Origin of the sequence: Halorhabdus sp. SVX81, assembly GCF_029207715.1 — an archaeon.
In the GTDB taxonomy this organism is placed as follows: Archaea; Halobacteriota; Halobacteria; order Halobacteriales; family Haloarculaceae; genus Halorhabdus.
Genome location: NZ_CP104322.1, coordinates 1,369,085 through 1,385,335, shown reverse-complemented (window position 1 = coordinate 1,385,335; position 16,251 = coordinate 1,369,085). Strand labels below are relative to the sequence as shown.

The window sequence follows — 16,251 nt, the reverse complement described above, 5'->3', positions numbered from 1 at the left end:
GGTGACAGCAGTCGTGGGTTGGTCGGGTCGGTATCTTGATCTACTGCTCAGAGCTGTGGCGGTTGATCCTTCGAACTAGCTGGGTTAGTCCCGTCCGGAGCCGTTCCGCCTGGCGGGCCTGGCGTCGCGTCAGGGCCATCGAGTGCGTTCGCGGCGGTCTTGGCAACGACCGACTCCTCGTCGGCTCGAAGTTCTTTCAAAGCGTCTTCGGCGTCCGGATGGTCGATCCGACCCAGCAGCTCGGCGACCCACTCCCGGACCCGATCAGACTCGTCGTCGGCCAGTGCGAGCAACGCTGGCAAGGCGTCCTCACTCCGGCTTTTCCATAGCGAGATGACGGCGTTCCGGCGGACGGCATGGTGGTCATCGTCAAGGCCGGCCTCGATCCGTTCAGCATGTGCCTCCCGGTCGAGGTGGTCGAGGGCGACAACCGCCTCCGCGCGAACCCATGGGTCGGCGTCCGAAAGGGCGGCCACGACTGCATCCGGCGTCGTCTCCGCGAGATCACCCAGTGCTTCGACGGCGAACTGCCGGACGAGCGCCTCGGGATCGTCAGCTGCGCGCTCGGCAAGCGCATCGAGGGCATCCTCGCCCGGCTCGCGTTCGGAAAGCGCCAGCGTCGCCCGTTGGCGTTCAGTCGCGTCCGCCGCTTCGAGTGCTGCAAGCAGTCCGTCGACACTCTCGTCGGCAACTGGGTTCGTGTCCGCCGCCGCGAAGTCGGCTTCGCCGGACTCTCCTAACTCGATATCTTCACGGCTAACTGTCACGTCCGGGTGATACCCCTCCGGGCCGGGGCTGGGTTCCGGCGGCGTCTCTTCGTCACGCTCAGTCATCCCCAACACCTCCTGACACTGATCCGACCAGTAGTGTCAACGCGAGGGCGAACGGCAGTGCCCGCGGTATCGTTGCGGGGATCCCAGCGAACAAGAGGAGGCCAGCCCCCAGCAGGGCCGGACGATGGCGCGTTCGCAACGCGGCGCTTGCGGTCGTCGTCAACCCGCCGACAGCGAGCGCCATCACGGGAACGGACGCCCCGACAACTGCGCCGGCCACGAGCCCGGTCGCCCCGAGGAGAAACGGTGTGAACACGCCCAGGGCGACCAGCAGCCCGGCACCGACCGCGCCGACGAGCCAGTCCCCACGACCGCGAGCGAGGAAGACCGGCGTCCCGGCCACGCCCACTAGCGTGAGTTGGGAGCCGAGCGACCGGCTGAGCGCCACATCGACTCCCAGCGTTCCGGCCAGTGAAGCGACCAAGCCGCTAAGGAGGACGCCAGTGACGAGAGCCGGCCCGACGCGAACGCCCTCGTCAGTCCGGAGTCGATCGCCGAGCGCGATCGGCGTCCCAACGACAATCGCGACGACGGTAGGCGTGTACGCTGGACGCGCGACGGTGCCGGCCACGCCGAAGACGCCGACGAACGCCAGCCCCAGCATCTCGAATGGCTTGCCGTGAACCACAGCGATTGCGAGCAGCGATCCGGCACATGCCATCGCCGTAAGTGGGACAAGCCACTCCTGGAGTGCGACAAGATCAATCGGAACCTCCGCCCGGGCGTTGATAGCGACCCGACTGACGAACAGCGTCCCAGCCGCGATCACAGCCGGCAGCGCCAGTACTTCTCGGTCGATATCGTCGAGCCAGTCACCGTCCAGGGTCTTGGCACCGTTCGAACCGAGAGTAGCGACGCGTCCGCTCATCAAAAGCTCACCTCACTCCGGTCCGTTGAGGAGGGGCCATCGTATCGGTCGGCCAAGTCTGCATGGTCGGCCACGACGAACTGTTCAAGCAGCGTTGCCAGATCAGCATACACGCCGGCAACGTCAGTATCGTTCAGCGAGTCCCGCAACGACCCCGCAAACACAGTCAGATGGCGATCGAGGAAATCCCGGCGGGCGGCCCCGGCGTCTGCCTCACCGAGGGCCACCCGGCGAGCGAGATAGCCCGCGAACTCCAGTTGGAGGCCGAGATTGTCGTGGTGATCGCGCTCCTCGGTGTCGACCGAGAGGCCGTAGTGTTCGTAGGCACGTGCCAGATCGACGTTGATCGTCTGCCACGTCGCATCATCGCGATGGCTGGATTCGTACAGCGAGACGGCCGGCCCTTCCTTGTCGACCGATCCGTCCGTCCGATCGGTAACGACGGCCGACCCGAGCGCGAACAGACGGTTGTATCGCGCACTGAGTTCCTCATAGCTTTCCGCGGGGGCAAATTCCGGCACCGATACGTCAAGTGCGGTCGCCTCGAGGGCGTCCTGCATGCCGTTTTTCACTTGGCCCGCGAGAAGGCCGGCGTGGAGTTCCTCGGTCGGGTGTTCGAACGCCGTTGCGAGTGTCTGATAGACGACGCCTCTGGCTGCCGGATCCGCCGCGATTTCCTCCCGGTCGAGGCGGTCGCCTTGCGGTGGTTTCTCTCCAGTATCAGTCCGGCTCATCACAGTTTGCCCTCCTCGTTGGTTCGACGGACACTGAGTGCGGTGACGACGATCACCAGCGCGATCGCCGCGCCGGCAATCGCCCATAGGACCGTCTGGAACGGTGTACCCCCGTCGTCAGGTCCGAACGGGAAGTAGTACCACTCGCTGACGGCCTTCTGGCCGGCCCGTTCGCTGTTCTCGCCGTTCCAGATGCCGAGAGCGACGCTCAGATCGGCGTCAGCGTCGAGTGCCGTCCGGTTGTCCACTGACGCATTCAGATCCCGCGCGAAGACGACGCTCCAGCCCTCGCCCTCGCCAACGTCACTCCGGGTCGATTCCGTGCTGACCGCGGGCTGCTCGAAAATCGTCGTCGTACCGGGGCCGCCGGCGAGCAGTTCCTGGGTGGTGTCGGTCGCCGACCACTGCCAGACGTTCACCAGATTCCGCTCGCTCCCCATCGCAATCGCCGGCTGCGTGGTCGCGTTGACGGGGAACTGTATCGCTGCCATGTCGGCGAACGCACGCGGGGAACTCGCCGATCGATCCGCGCTCGGATCAGCCCAGCGCAAGCGGACGAACAGCTTGCCATCTGTCCGTGCCGCTTCGACCTCGACCTCGCGGACCGTCGTGTCGTCGGCGTTCGGGACGCTGCTCGGTGCGCTCGCAAGCGGGACCGTCGCCGCCGGGACCTCGCCCCACCCGTCAGCGCCAGGGTCGGCCAGCGAGTTCTCGACGTTCTCGACGGGAATCTCGCGGGCGGGCCTGGCGTCGGCGATCAGCGGCGCGAGCGCAGCACTCGCGACCAGCAAGCCCGCAAGGAGACCGGCGACGAGCAGCGGTCGACCTCCCCTAACGATCTCAGTCATCGGAAAACACCTCCAATCTGTACTGCTGGGCCGGGTTCTTGTCCTGGAGGATCTCCATGAGTTCGCTGTGGCCGCCGCGTTCGACCTTCGCGCGCTCGCGCTCGATCGTGTCCAGGGCGTCGTTAACCTGCTCGCCGAACAGCTCTTCGAGGTACGACCGCGGAATGCGCTCGACGTCGACCGTCTCGCCGTCCTCGCTGTGCTGTGGCGGCGCAGTCGGCGGGATGTAGTAGACGTTCGGCGAGGTACTGTATTCCGGATGCAGCGGGAGTGCGACCTCGTATTGCTCGACGAGCTTGTAGATCGGCCCGTCCTGATCGTCGAGGTAGCCGACCAGACGGAGCTGGGTGGTACACTGATCGGCGCAGGCCGGCGGGTGGACTTCGTCGTCGGGCCCCTCGCCCTCGATGCGCGGGTAGCAGAAGACGCACTTCTCGCTGCGCTTCGTCACGGCGTTGTAGTAGACCTTCTTGTAGGGACACCCCTCGACGCAGTAGCGGTAACCCCGACAGCGCTCCTGGTCGACCAGGACGACGCCGTCCTCCTCGCGCTTGTAGATGGCCTTCCGGGGGCAGGCCTCCACGCAGGATGGGTGGGTGCAGTGGTTGCAGATCCGGGGCATGTAGAAGTGGTAGCTGTTGGGATGCTCGCCGGCCCCCTGGTCCTCGTCCCAGTTGGGCCCCCACTCGGGATCGACGTTCTCGGGTTCGAGGGCCTTCTCGGCGCCCTCCTTGAGGATCCCTTCGTGGTCGAACTCCCAGTCCTCGCCGTAATCCTGCTGGGAGGGGATCTCGCCCACGGAGCGCTGGTTGTGCTCCGCGGATTCCCACCCACCGCCTTTCTCCTCCCAGTCGCGTGGGTAGCCAGATCCGGGGCGGGTCTCGACGTTGTTCCAGTACATGTACTCGGTGCCCTCCCGCTCGGTCCACAGCGTCTCGCAGGCGACCGTGCAGGTCTGACACCCGATGCACTTGTTGAGGTCCATTACCATCGCGACCTGGTGGTCGACCCCCTCCGCGATGTCGACGTCGTCGTGGGCCATCAGTCACCACCCCCTTCCTTTGGCCTGATATCACAGCGGACGTCGCTGTTGACTCCGGTCGGTCCCCAGTAGTTGGGGAAGAAGTGGAGGTGCTCGCCCGAATCCTCGGGATACTGGACGAGCTGGGTTGGTTTCATGTACATCGGGATCAGCGAGTTGAAGTTGTCGCGGCTGGGGTACTGGTACTTCTCCCAGGCGAAGTAGTGCCGGACGGTCCCGGGTTCGCTGGCCGGGTAGATTTTGGCGTTGGCCTCGATCGTCGCCAGATCGTTGTAGATCTCGACCGTGTCGCCGTCCTCGATCCCGCGATGCTGGGCGTCCTCGGGGTGGATGAACACCACGGGCTCGCCCCGGTTCAACTGGAGCATCTTCTCGCTGTCGCGCCACGTCGAGTGGATCGACCACCGGCCGTGGGGCGTGTTGTACCGCAGCGGATACTCGCTCTGATCGTTCGTTTCGACCGGGCGCTTGTGCGTCGGGAGTTGCTCGTCGACGTCGAGGAACCAATCGTGGTCGATGTAGTACTGCTGGCGACCCGTCAGGGTTGGCCAGGGCTCCTTGTCCTGGACAAAGTCCTTCCAGGGGGCGTAGGCCGTGCCGTCCTCGATGTCGGAGGTCCAGTGGTCACCGGCTGCCTCGAAGCGCTGGGGCTGGTCGACGGTGTCGGCGAAGGTGATCTCGCCGCCGTCGTCTGGATTGCTTTCGGTCGAGTGTTCGAGGATGGCCTCACAGGCCGCACGGTCTTCCGCCAGGGCCCCGTCCTCGTCGCTCACCCAGTCCCGGACGTAGTCCTCATAGACCGACTGGAGATCGATCTGGCGGTCGAATTTCCTGTCGTCGATCGGGTCGATGTCCCGCTCGCGGGCGATCTCTTGGATCTTCGCCGCGAGTTCCTTGAAGATCTGCCAGTCGGATTTGGACTCGCCCAGCGGTTCGACCGCGGGCGTGAACGGATGCACGTAGGTGTGCATGTCCGTCATGTTGAGGTCGTGTTTCTCGTAGTGGCTCGCGGCCGGCAGGACGATGTCGGCGTACAGCGCTGTCGAGTCCAGCCGGAAGTTGATGTCCACGACGAGGTCGAGTTTGTCCCACAGGACCTCCTCGACGGCGACGTTGCCCTTCGCCTGGTTGAAGAAGTTACCCCGCCAGACGAACATCGTCGAGGGATCGGGTCGGGTACCGTCCTCGCGCTCCTCGGGGTAGACGGGCATCCAGTCCTTCTCGACGGCTTCCTCGATCTTCCGGCGGGTCTCGGCGTCGGTATTCTTCAGGATGCCCGCGTGGTAGTAGGTCCACAGCGTCGTCGGGACGCCCCGGACGGAACCGGTCGGGAACGAGAGGGTCTTCCAGCCGTTGAACGTCCAGATCTTCTCCTGGCCGACGTAGTGGTCGACGCCGGTGCCGTTCCGCCCGATGTGGCCCGTCAACGTGACGAGCAGCTGGATCGCGCGGTTGCCCAGGTCGTTGTGGTACCAGTCGTTGACGCCCTTGCCGTGGATGATCTTCCCGCGGTCGACGTCGGCGAACTCCCGGGCGATCTTCTGGTGAGTCTCCTTCCCGACGCCGGTCTCCTCGTGGACGTATTCGGGGGTGTAGTTGGCCAGCTCCTCCCGGAGGTTGTTCCAGACCGACGTGACGGCCACCTCGCCGTCGGTCGTCCCGACGGTGTCCTCGACGGCCAGTTGCGGGTCGAAATCGAGTTCGATCGACAGGGAGTCGTCGTACTTGGCCTCGCGTTCACCGAGCGACCCCGGTGCAGCACGGAGGTTGCCGTCCGCGTCCTGCATGACCATGACCTTCTCGGGTTCGTCGGCTGCAACCGAGAGGCCGGGGACCTCGCTCGCCCGGAGGAACTTGCCCGTGTCATTCCGGACGAGCAGCGGCATGTCCGACTGCTCTTTGAGGTGTTCCTGGTCGTAGAGCTCCTCCTCGACGATGGTGCGAGCCATCCCAAGCGCCAGCGCGGTGTCGGTACCGGGATCGGGCGCGATCCACTCGTCGGTGTGGATCGCCGTCTGGGAGTAATCGGAGAAGACGCCGACCCGCTTTGCGCCCTCGTAGCCCGCGTCGAGGAAGTACTTCGCGTCGGGGATGCGCGTGACGTTGATGTTTGACCCCCACGCGATGATGTACTCGGCGTTGTGCCAGTCGGCGCTCTCGGCGTTGTCGGTCTGGTGGCCCCAGGTAATCGGCTGGCCCGGCGGCAGGTCCGAGTACCAGTCGTAGAACGAATGGGAGACGCCGCCGAGCAGGTTGACCAGCCGCGTCCCCGAGGCGAAGCTCACGGGACTCATCGCCGGGATCGGCGTGAAGCCGCTGATGGCGTCGTATCGGCCCGCCTGGACCTCCTCGATGACGTGCTCGGCGATCTCGGTCAGCGCCTCGTCCCAGGAGATGCGCTCCCACTCGCCGGCCCCGCGCTCGCCGGTGCGGCGCATGGGGTACTGGACGCGCTGTTCGGCGTCGACGTAGTCGTTGTAACAGGCCCCCTTCTGGCAGCCCCGGGGGTTGGGATCGGGGAGGCTCTCGTCGAAGGTCGGGTAGTCGTTGGCCTGTTGTTCGCGCCAGACCTGGCCGTTCTTGACGTAGACGTCCCACGAACACGACCCGGTGCAGTTGACCGAGTGCGTCGACCGGGCGACCGAATCCCAGTCCCACTCCTCGCGGTAGAAGTCCTCCCAGTCGCGGTAGGGATAGCTGCCGATGGGATCGTCAACGGCCTGGAGACCGTCGAGTGCCCGGTCGGCGACGCTCAAACCGGTCGCGCCGACCACGCCGGCCGCGCCGGCACCCAGCAGGAAGTCGCGGCGCGAGAGGCCGTCTGTACTGTCGTCGGTGTGTTCTGAGTTACTCATTGGCTGTCGATGAAAACGGTTGCTGTCGCGAGCGTTGCGCCGATCACGGCAAGTGTCACTCCGGCAGCAGTCATCGGCCCAACTTCGAGGGCCGCGGCGACCACTGCCAGGCCGAGGAGCTTACTCGCCGTATCCACGCGTCGATACATCCAGCCGGACAGTGCGGGGAGGCGCTCACTCATCGTCGGGCACCTCCGCTGGATCCTCCCGGTCTTGCGCCCCGTCCGTCACAGTGGCGTCCTCGCGCTCGTGGCTGATCGTCCAATGGACGACGCCGAACGCGACGACGGGGCCGATCACCATCGCGAGCAGGAGCGGGAGGTTGACGACCCCGGTCGAGACGCCGAGGGCCTCCGCGAGCAGGTTGTTCATGCCCGCGATCGAGGCGATCATGATGAAGACGACGCCGGCGACGCCGACGCCAGTCTGGACCGGCCGCTCGAAGGGGTCGGCCGTGAAGTGAACGCTGTCCCGCCGGCGGTCGATGAACGGCCAGGCAAACACCGCCAGGAAGACCAGCGACGGCAGCGCGACCCCGCCGAGGAACTCCGCGCTGATCTCGATCGGACCCAGGTGAAAGCCCAGCGACGATGGGAGCACCTTCAGGAAGCCATAGAGCCACATGAAAAACCAGTCTGGCATGATCAACGCGGGCGTGCCAGCGGGGTTGTTGGGTCCGTACTCGGCGATGTTGTGGACGGGCAGGAACCCTGCCAGCGCCGACAGCGTCGCCAGCGTCACGAAGAACACGACGGCGCTGACCGCCGCTTGATTGGGGAACGCCGGCAGCCCGACGACGACGCTGTCGTCCTCGCTGTCGACGGTGTCGCGGTCGTCGTTCACCTGCCCGGAGGACGCCGCGACGGGTTCGACATCGGCGTCACGCTGGGCCTCGGTGTGTTTCTGTCTGACCAGCAGGCCCATGTGGACTGCCAGGCCGCCAGCGATCAGGATGGGAATGACGAAGACGTGCAGGAAGTATAGCCGCGGGATCGTCGCGCTGGAAGGGAAGTCCCCGCCGAAGACGATCGACGCGATCGGGTCGCCCAGAATCGGGATCGAGCCCGCGATGTTGTACCCGATCCCGGTCGCCGTCGAAGCGAACTCGTCAAAGGGCAGGGCGTAGCCGGTGTAGGCCGCACCCATCGCCAGAATCGCCAGCGTCGTGCCGACGACCCAGTTGATCTCACGCGGGTTGCGGTAGGCCCCGTGGAAGAACACCCGCAGCATGTGCAGGCCGATCGAGGCGACGAACAGGTGGGCCGCCCAGTGGTGGAACCGGCGGATGAACATACCGAAGGGAACGTCGTAGGTTAGCTGGAGTACGCTGCCGAACGCGGCCGGCAGGTCCTCGCCCTGGAACTGGGCGACGCTACCCTCGTAGGTCATTTCAGTCGTCGAGGGCTCGTAGAAGAAGCCGAGGAAGATCCCGGTCAGCACGAGCATCATAAAGGAGAACAGCGCGACCTCGCCGAGCAGGAACGAGTCCTCGGCGGGGAAGGCCTTCCCGAGGAACTTCTCGGCCTCGTCCAAGTCGAGGCGGTCGTCGAACCACGCATAGACGCGTTGGCTGCGGGACATCACTCACCCCCCGCGCCGACGTGCCCGTCGAAGTCGGCTGTTGCGATCAAGTGTCCCTCGCTGGCGAGCGTGATTGGAAGCTGGGGTAAGGCCCGTGGCGGCGGGCCACCGGTCACTACCGCACCGTTCTTCGGATCGAACTTCCCGTAGTGACACGGGCAGACGAGCGTATCGTCTTCCCGATCCGAGACGGTACAGCCCGCGTGCGTACAGATCTTCGAGTACGCGGCGTAACCCTCGACAGTATAGGCAAGTTCCGTCCCGTCGCCGTAGTCCGTCTCAGGGAATCGAACCAACAGCGTCGGCGCGTCACCGATCCCCGGCCGCGGCTCGGGAAAGACGGTTAGCTGTTCGCCTTCAGCCAAGCGATCCGGCGTGATTCGGTTGCCCTCGCCGTCGACCAGCGGGATCCCGTCGCCGTAGATCGGGCCGGTGTAGGTCCGCTGGAAGACCTGCTGGAGGCCGGCGAGCGGCGCGGCCAGACTCGCAAGCGCCGTGAGACCGCCCGCGGTCGCCAGGAGCTTGGCGATGTCACGCCGCTGAAGTTCCGCCCGGTCGTCGTCGAAGATGCTCGGTCGAACGGGGCCGGACTCCTCACCGTCGTGCTCACAGGGGCAATCCTCACTCACCGTGACCCCTCCGTTCGGCGACGGCGACGTGAGGCATGAACCAGGCGTAGTAGGCGACCGTGAGCAGCGCCAACGAGGTGAACAGCCCGGTCGCGTACAGCCCGAAGTACTGCGTCCTGGCCAGCGTGAGGTACTCGCCGGTGAACAACGCCCCAAAGGCGATAGCCAGTACCGTCAGGCCGGCCATCGCGATCAGCCCCGCGATCGAGTCCGGGGCATCCTCGTAGGCGACGAGCCAGCGGTCCTCAGTCTCGAACCAGGGGAGTATTCGGTCCGGGACCGAGGGGGAATCACCCGGCTTCGATCGTCTCACTGCCCGGTTCATGAACTGATGAGCCCCGGCCAGGACACCAACCAGTGCGAACAGCGCGATCCAGACGATCACCCCGACCTGACTCGGCGATAGTTTGTTCGGCGTATCGATCAGCCCCTCCAATGGTTTCATATCGGAGACGCTCTGATCGATCGCGATCTCTTCTGACGGGGGCTCGCCGTGTAGCGCCACGAACCACATCGGCAGGAGAACGGCGAGCACCACGATGGCGATGACGAGTGTGGACCGTCTCATAGTGATCACTGTGTACTGACGCGTCCCACGGCCGACCACCGGGGTTGGTCGGGTGAAGACGCCGGTCCCCTAGATAAAGATGGACACTCTCCAAAGAGGTAGACCCTCAACGCTGAGGGGTTTTATGTTGAAAGTTTGTAAAATATATTCGGGACGACCTTTAAGTCTCTCTGCGGGAGCAGAGCCGAACCAGTTCGGCCCAAACAGGTTACGGATCCACCGCCCGTATGTACACCAATGGAGGGTATTCGGGCGAAACTCGTCATCGAGGAACCACCCCAGTGTGACGTCGCGGCTGTGTCCCGGGACTGTGGACCAGTGGCATCGGTGTCACGGAGCGCCGTCCCGGACGAGGATGGGCGGGTCCACGACGAGTTCACTGTCCGCGAGGGCGATTGTCCGGACACGCTGGGTGACGCCACAGCGATCTTTCAGGATGATCGCCGGACGATCTATCGGCTGGCGCGATCCCGTGGCCAGGGCTGTGCTTGTGAATGTATCGAGCGAGAGGGCTGTACCGTTCGAGACGTACAGGTCGTCGACGGAACGCTGTTCGTGACCGTCCTTGCCGCCGATCTCGATGGCATCAGAGCCATTGTCTCAACACTTCGAGAATCCCGTGATGGCGTCCAGGTGGGAACACTCGTCCGAGCCCCGCCGGAGAGCGAATCGGGGCCGCTATGGGTCACTGATCCTGGCGAATTGACGGCCCGCCAACGGGAAGTCTTAGAGACTGCATACGAAATGGGTTACTTCGAATATCCACGGAACGCCACTGCTGAAGCGGTCGCAACGGAACTTGACGTCGCGACGCCGACGTTCACCGAACATCTGGCGGCCGCCCAACACAATCTCCTGGAAGGGTTCCTGGACGGGTCAAATAACCAGTCCGACACGACCATCCAATCAAGTCACGGACAATAACCACGCGACACTGCGATACTTAATGCTCGAGTGATGTGACCTGCTTTTGGATGTCGTCACCAGTCGCCTCCATTGTTTCCGCACAGCGGTCGACACCGAACAACGTCGCCACGTCCCCTGCGAGTGCTGGATCGTCCCGGTCGGCGGCCACCTCGAGGGCAACCAGCGGCCCCGCGAGAAGCCGGCCGGTCAATTGCTCACTGAGCGCTTCCAGTTCTTCGTGATGGTTTCCGTCGAGTTTTGCGGCCGCGACGGACACCTGTCGACGTTTCGTCTGCTCGGCACGATCACGCACCCGGCGGGCAATCACGTCCGGATCGACCGCTGTATCGTCTCCCATCGCTCCCGACATGGGCGAATCCACGAGACTCATCATGAAATACCTTGCAGCGAACATCTTCGCCACACCGTGGCCACCGTAGACTGTCGGCTCGGACGGCGGCAGTTCTCGACGCGCTGGTGACCTCACAAAGAATCTGCCATCCTGGCGCAGCGATCAACCCCAATACTGGTTACTCTGACTCACTTGCTTGTTGGACTGTCTTTTCGACAACAGTTACGTCTCGGATCGCCGTCTCAGGATAGGATCCGTCGTCGTCCTTTTCAGCGGCCTTGACCATGTCCCAGACGACGTTCAGACCCGTGGTGACGCCCTCTAGGGCCTCCATCTCACACCCAGTCTGCCCGATCGTCTCGACAGTTACCCGGAGTTGTACCGCGTCCTCGCCGACAGTGAAGTCCGTTGTCACGTTCGTGATCGGAATCTGGTGGCACAGCGGGATTGTCTCCCAGGTGTGCTTGACGGCCTGGATCGCCCCGACGCGTGCGGTCGCGAGGACGTTCCCCTTGCCGATCTCGTCCGCACGGATCGCTTCGATAGTCGAAGGGGTCAGTGCGATCTCGCCTTCAGCGACCGCCCGACGCTTGGAAGCGGGTTTGTCGCCGACGTCCACCATATCGGCGGCTCCATCGTCGACGTGCGTGAACGCTTCGGTCATGCTGCACGAATCGGTCGCTGGAATATTGTAGGTTCCGGAGCCACATTGATTGCCGCCCGGCGATGCTCCCGTCCTCATCCGCCGCTTAGCGGGGGCAACAGCGCGAGTTCGTCGTTTACGGAGACCTCTCGGTCTGATGTCAGTGGTTCCTCGACGCGGACCCCATCGTGGACGACGCTAATATGGGAATAGAGTTCATCGCCATCGACCGCTTCGGTCTCGACAACGGGATGCTTGGCGAGGAGCACCTCGAGTGCGTCGGCGACCGTCGCGCTGTCGGCAATCTCAATCTCAATCTCGGATTCCCCAGCAGCCTCCCGCAGCGTCGCGAACAACTTCCAAGACACCTGCATATCCGACCGTAAGACCACCGGGAGAAATGAACGTTCCGGCGATTCGAGCGTACACGCAGCCGAAAGCCACCACTAGACGTCTGTTACAGTCACTCTATCTGGAGACAAAAATCCGCTCGTTCGGGCCACTGTAACCGATTACTCAGTCCCCCAACTGAGCGACGGTTCGGCTGGCCCCCAAGACGAACGGGTTCATCATCCCTTCGCCAACTACGACAGCCCCACCATCGATCGAACAGTGGAGCCGGGCCGCATACCCGACTTGCACTGCCATCCGTCAGTTTTCGTTCGACTCAAGCGCTCGCAGTGTTGCGTTTATGTCTTCACGGACATCCTCCGGGATCTCGGTCACGTCTTCCGCATCGTACTGTTCTGACGCCCTGAAGTACGCCTCTACGGATAGTTCGTCCGTCATGTCAGAGTGCCTCCGCGGTGATTGTCAGCTCGTCGTTCATGGCGAGACCCGGCGGGAACTCACTGGAACTGGCAGCGATGACACCGAACTTCGCAGTCTCCCCAACGTCGAGTTTCATTTTCGTGAGATTCCACTTGTTGAATGCCCAAACCGGTGGCACCAGCAGGACGAACATCGCGTTGCCGTTGTCGGCTTCGAAGAAGCCGATCGGCGTTACCGACACGATGACCTCCTGAGTGCCCTGGTTTTGGACCTCGAAGACGTCGTCGAAGTGGGTGATCGAGTTCGAATTGATGCCGTTTCCCCCCGCGATTCCACTGCCGATGTTCTCGTTGTCCTCGGTGAAGTCCAACTCGAGCTCGCCGTCGTCCGCTCCGTCCGCATACGCACCGTTGGGCCCGGACGTCGGGCTGAGGCCGAGGAAGGCGTTCGAATCCCCCGCGACGGACACCGAGAACTGCCGATCCGCGGTGGTCGCGGTGAACGCCCCCGTGCCGGTTGCCACAGCCCCACCGGCGGCGAGCGCGCCGAGTGCTGAGAGTAGGTTTCGTCGTTTCATCCGTTGGTATCTATGGTTGTCTTCGATTGCTGATCAGTACACTCCGTGTCGGACACCGCCTCAGGGATCATACGGTTGTCCCGGGACGGCGTCCTTCTCGGCGACGGCATTGACCTGCAGCCCGCCCGCGGCGGCGAATTTCGTCCCGGTATCCAGCGCTTCGACGTCCAGCCCGACGGCCATCGATTCCCCCGGTTCGAGTTTGGCCGCGGACCGTTTGATGTCCTTGGGGTTCGGTCCGAGCGAGTCGGCGTCTCCCTGATCCGCGTACGCTCCGGGTTTCCCGTAATCCGGCGAGAGCGCCATCTTCGGGTTATCGGAGTCGTAGAAGTACGCGTTCGTCTTCGACCCATTGCCAGTCAGTCGGACGAACACGTACACAGGCTGGGTACCCTGATTCGTGACTTCGAACAGATCATCAATGCGCGTGTGCGAGTTGAGGTTCACCCCACTGCCGCCTGCACTCGTATCGGCGACCTCGATCGCGAGTTCACCGTTCGATCCATCCTGGCTCACGTACGCCGAGTTCGGCGACCCGTCGACGGCCGACAACCCCATGTACGCGGCCGCATCGTTGGCCACCTGTACGGAGAGCTGTCGGTTCGCGGATGTGCTGGTGAACGCACTCGTCCCCATTGCAGCCGCCGAACCGGCGGCGAGCGATCCCATTCCGATCAGAAACTTTCGTCGTTCCATGGTTTTTCTCCCTCCACACGCCCACCCCCAGGCGATACACGACAAACCGTCATGGTGAGCGTGCTTGCTCTCGCATAGTGGCCCCACCCACATTGTATCAAGCCAGTTGAAGGTTTGACAACGACCGTTCGAGAATGTTCTACGATGAATTGAACTGAAGGCCACTCGGTCAATGGCTACCTGTGGCTGACAACCGCCCGTTGAAGCGTTGCCAGCGGATCGAAATGGTCGATTGATGGCGACGAGACGGCGGTTCGAGCCCTGTTACTCCGGATTGTACCACAGCCGCTCCAACATCGATCCCCAAAGCGGGTATGCTGCTGCAGTACCGGATAACGATTAATCCATCACTAAGTTTTATATATTGACCAAAACAGTGTCGACCTGTATCGCAGGCGAATCACATCGATGGGGGTGGGAACGCTATGTCAAAACCGGGGGACAGACAGACGGCAGGACCGAGTATCGGACCGACTAACGAAGACGCCGCGGAATTTACCCGCGACGAAGCCTTCGAGGTACTTAGCAACCGACGGCGGCGCTATACGTTGCACTACCTCAAACAGAACGGGGAGGACGCGACGTTAAGCGATGTCGCCGAACAGGTGGCAGCTTGGGAGCACGGAACGACTAACGAAGTCACGTCATCGGAGCGAAAGAGCGTCTACACATCGTTACAGCAGTTTCACCTGCCAAAACTCGACGAAAAGGGTGTGGTCGAGTTTGATCGACGGACGGGTGATATCTCACTGACGGATGCTGCACAGCGCCTGGACATTTACCTTGAACTCGTCGACAGGTACGAGCTGCCCTGGAGCGCCTACTATCTCAGCGTAAGCGTCCTCGGTAGCGTCGTGATCGCGTTATCGTGGCTCGGCATCGGCCCGTTCGCCACGGTTCCATCCGTGGCCTGGACAGCGTTCCTTATCGTGGTGTTTCTCGTCTCATCAAGCGCCCACTTTCATCTGTCACGACGAATGCGACTCGGGGTGAACAGCGCACCGCCGGAGGTGGCCAATGAGTGATTCACGCTGGCTGATCGCTGGAATCGCAGTGATCGCGGGGCTGTACTTCTCTGCCAGCACACTTGGATACGAGGCCACGACGGCTGACCGGACGGTAAGCGTTGACGTCGTCGGCGACGAGGATGCATATCTCGCCTTGTCGTATCCGGACCGCACGATTTCTGTCGATCCGAATACCGAAGAGACGCTTGTGAACGTGGAGAATCGGTTCGTACAGCCCGTCGAGATCAGTCTTACCGCAGTTGCCCATGCCGGTCGGGGCCTGTCGGTCGATGTCCCGTCGATTGACGGGCAGCTGCTGACTGTCGGTGACCGATTCACCGTTCCGATGTCGTTGACGTGTACCGGGAGACGGAACGAGACCCACACCGCCACTGTTAGCTTCGAGGTTCGGGCCGACGGCGAGAGCGTATCGATGGAGACATCGGCGTCACGCACAGTGACGTATTCGGTGGTGTGTCCCGGGCCCGGAGAGCCACCCACCGACACGGAAACCGCAAATCAGGCCGTACAGAACGCTTAAAACAGGAACGGCTCGATGGGGTTCACAACAGGGAATCAGGCCGGGCCGCCGTTCCGGGCTGGGCCGTCCGGATCGACGGTCCGCTATCGCTCGTCGACGGCATGGAACGTCCGCCCAGGAGACAACGGCCGACCGGTCGTTCCGTAGGTCTTTACGTTCCGGTCACGAGATAGAGGTGTGGATCCAGACATCGTTCGTCGTGAGTGGGCCGACCGGTCCGGCGAGTACTCCCCCGAATATTACGCGTACTACGGCCCGAACGAGACGAGCGAGGCGATTCGGAAGACTCTCGATCAGTACCTCGGGCCGGACCCATCAATCCTCGAACTCGGGTGTAGCTCGGGCCGTCATCTCGCGCATTTGCTGGAACACGGATACACCGATCTGACTGGCATCGAGGTCAACGACGACGCGTTCGACGTAATGAGGGAGACGTATCCCGAACTCGCGACGCGGGGAACGTTTCACCACGATATGATCGAAGCAGTGATCGGTGACATGACAGACGGGCGATTCGACGCCGTCTTCGCCGTCGAGACGCTCCAGCATATCCACCCGGAATCGGCGTGGGTGTTTGACGAACTGGTCAGAATCACCGACGACCTCCTCATCACTGTCGAAAACGAAGGGGACCGCGACGGAACTGACGAGCACGACGTGACCTACGTCTCCGAGGATATCCCGCTCTATCATCGCGACTGGAAGCGTATTTTCACCGATCGGGGTCTCGTCGAGGTCGACGCAGTCGTCGGCGAACGGGACACTCGTCGGACGTTCCGGATCGAGGAATAGTTTTACAC

General features: G+C 63.2%; 20 protein-coding genes. 4 read left to right on the top strand and 16 right to left on the bottom strand.

From position 1 onward, the window contains the following. Positions 1–47 precede the first annotated feature (47 nt). The 10 genes from SVXhr_RS06920 to SVXhr_RS06875 are packed head-to-tail and all read right to left on the bottom strand — an operon-like array spanning position 48 to position 9,958. Positions 48–833: a HEAT repeat domain-containing protein gene (locus tag SVXhr_RS06920; protein WP_275740694.1), complete on the bottom strand. Its 786-nt coding sequence runs from the start codon at positions 831–833 to the stop codon at positions 48–50. Beyond that, on the bottom strand, positions 826–1,701 hold the full coding sequence (locus tag SVXhr_RS06915) for a hypothetical protein (RefSeq protein WP_275740692.1): 876 nt from the start codon (positions 1,699–1,701) through the stop codon (positions 826–828). The genes SVXhr_RS06920 and SVXhr_RS06915 overlap by 8 nt, the downstream gene beginning before the upstream one ends. Further along, positions 1,701–2,435 carry a molecular chaperone TorD family protein gene (locus SVXhr_RS06910; protein WP_275740690.1) on the bottom strand — a complete coding sequence of 245 codons (735 nt, stop codon included), beginning with the start codon at positions 2,433–2,435 and terminating at the stop codon, positions 1,701–1,703. The genes SVXhr_RS06915 and SVXhr_RS06910 overlap by 1 nt, the downstream gene beginning before the upstream one ends. Further along, positions 2,435–3,283 carry an ethylbenzene dehydrogenase-related protein gene (locus SVXhr_RS06905; RefSeq protein ID WP_275740688.1) on the bottom strand — a complete coding sequence of 283 codons (849 nt, stop codon included), beginning with the start codon at positions 3,281–3,283 and terminating at the stop codon, positions 2,435–2,437. The genes SVXhr_RS06910 and SVXhr_RS06905 overlap by 1 nt, the downstream gene beginning before the upstream one ends. Then, entirely contained in the window at positions 3,276–4,325 is a 1,050-nt protein-coding gene (locus SVXhr_RS06900; protein WP_275740686.1) for a 4Fe-4S dicluster domain-containing protein, read from the bottom strand. The genes SVXhr_RS06905 and SVXhr_RS06900 overlap by 8 nt, the downstream gene beginning before the upstream one ends. Continuing rightward, positions 4,325–7,180, bottom strand: a complete 2,856-nt coding sequence (locus SVXhr_RS06895; RefSeq protein WP_275740684.1) for a molybdopterin-dependent oxidoreductase — start codon at positions 7,178–7,180, stop codon at positions 4,325–4,327. Before SVXhr_RS06895 ends, SVXhr_RS06900 begins: the two co-directional genes overlap by 1 nt. Beyond that, entirely contained in the window at positions 7,177–7,362 is a 186-nt protein-coding gene (locus SVXhr_RS06890; RefSeq protein WP_275740682.1) for a hypothetical protein, read from the bottom strand. Before SVXhr_RS06890 ends, SVXhr_RS06895 begins: the two co-directional genes overlap by 4 nt. Then, positions 7,355–8,761 (bottom strand): cytochrome bc complex cytochrome b subunit, encoded by a 1,407-nt coding sequence (locus SVXhr_RS06885; protein WP_275740680.1) that lies wholly within the window; start codon positions 8,759–8,761, stop codon positions 7,355–7,357. The genes SVXhr_RS06890 and SVXhr_RS06885 overlap by 8 nt, the downstream gene beginning before the upstream one ends. Next, positions 8,761–9,390 (bottom strand): Rieske (2Fe-2S) protein, encoded by a 630-nt coding sequence (locus SVXhr_RS06880; protein WP_275740677.1) that lies wholly within the window; start codon positions 9,388–9,390, stop codon positions 8,761–8,763. The genes SVXhr_RS06885 and SVXhr_RS06880 overlap by 1 nt, the downstream gene beginning before the upstream one ends. Next, complete coding sequence (locus SVXhr_RS06875; protein WP_275740675.1) at positions 9,383–9,958, bottom strand: hypothetical protein; 576 nt, start codon at positions 9,956–9,958, stop codon at positions 9,383–9,385. Before SVXhr_RS06875 ends, SVXhr_RS06880 begins: the two co-directional genes overlap by 8 nt. A 237-nt stretch (positions 9,959–10,195) precedes the next feature. Between SVXhr_RS06875 and SVXhr_RS06870 the strand changes: the two genes are divergently transcribed. Continuing rightward, on the top strand, positions 10,196–10,882 hold the full coding sequence (locus SVXhr_RS06870) for a helix-turn-helix domain-containing protein (protein WP_275740673.1): 687 nt from the start codon (positions 10,196–10,198) through the stop codon (positions 10,880–10,882). 19 nt (positions 10,883–10,901) lie between these two features. Here the strand turns inward: SVXhr_RS06870 and SVXhr_RS06865 are convergent, their stop codons facing one another. From SVXhr_RS06865 to SVXhr_RS06840, 6 genes are all read right to left on the bottom strand, one after another. Then, positions 10,902–11,234, bottom strand: coding sequence for a hypothetical protein (locus SVXhr_RS06865; RefSeq protein WP_275740672.1), 333 nt, complete (start codon positions 11,232–11,234; stop codon positions 10,902–10,904). 160 nt (positions 11,235–11,394) lie between these two features. Beyond that, positions 11,395–11,880: a cyclic pyranopterin monophosphate synthase MoaC gene (gene moaC, locus SVXhr_RS06860; protein ID WP_275740670.1), complete on the bottom strand. Its 486-nt coding sequence runs from the start codon at positions 11,878–11,880 to the stop codon at positions 11,395–11,397. Positions 11,881–11,954: 74 nt separating this feature from the next. Further along, positions 11,955–12,233 (bottom strand): ubiquitin-like small modifier protein 1, encoded by a 279-nt coding sequence (locus SVXhr_RS06855; RefSeq protein WP_275740668.1) that lies wholly within the window; start codon positions 12,231–12,233, stop codon positions 11,955–11,957. A gap of 277 nt (positions 12,234–12,510) precedes the next feature. Beyond that, positions 12,511–12,648 carry a hypothetical protein gene (locus tag SVXhr_RS06850; RefSeq protein WP_275740666.1) on the bottom strand — a complete coding sequence of 46 codons (138 nt, stop codon included), beginning with the start codon at positions 12,646–12,648 and terminating at the stop codon, positions 12,511–12,513. 1 nt (position 12,649) lies between these two features. Next, complete coding sequence (locus tag SVXhr_RS06845; RefSeq protein ID WP_275740664.1) at positions 12,650–13,207, bottom strand: DUF1102 domain-containing protein; 558 nt, start codon at positions 13,205–13,207, stop codon at positions 12,650–12,652. 60 nt (positions 13,208–13,267) lie between these two features. After that, positions 13,268–13,903 (bottom strand): hypothetical protein, encoded by a 636-nt coding sequence (locus SVXhr_RS06840; protein WP_275740662.1) that lies wholly within the window; start codon positions 13,901–13,903, stop codon positions 13,268–13,270. 425 nt (positions 13,904–14,328) lie between these two features. Between SVXhr_RS06840 and SVXhr_RS06835 the strand changes: the two genes are divergently transcribed. From SVXhr_RS06835 to SVXhr_RS06825, 3 genes are all read left to right on the top strand, one after another. Further along, positions 14,329–14,928 (top strand): hypothetical protein, encoded by a 600-nt coding sequence (locus SVXhr_RS06835; RefSeq protein ID WP_275740660.1) that lies wholly within the window; start codon positions 14,329–14,331, stop codon positions 14,926–14,928. Continuing rightward, positions 14,921–15,451 carry a hypothetical protein gene (locus tag SVXhr_RS06830; protein ID WP_275740658.1) on the top strand — a complete coding sequence of 177 codons (531 nt, stop codon included), beginning with the start codon at positions 14,921–14,923 and terminating at the stop codon, positions 15,449–15,451. The genes SVXhr_RS06835 and SVXhr_RS06830 overlap by 8 nt, the downstream gene beginning before the upstream one ends. A 177-nt stretch (positions 15,452–15,628) precedes the next feature. Further along, positions 15,629–16,243 carry a class I SAM-dependent methyltransferase gene (locus SVXhr_RS06825; RefSeq protein ID WP_275740656.1) on the top strand — a complete coding sequence of 205 codons (615 nt, stop codon included), beginning with the start codon at positions 15,629–15,631 and terminating at the stop codon, positions 16,241–16,243. Positions 16,244–16,251: the final 8 nt, after the last annotated feature.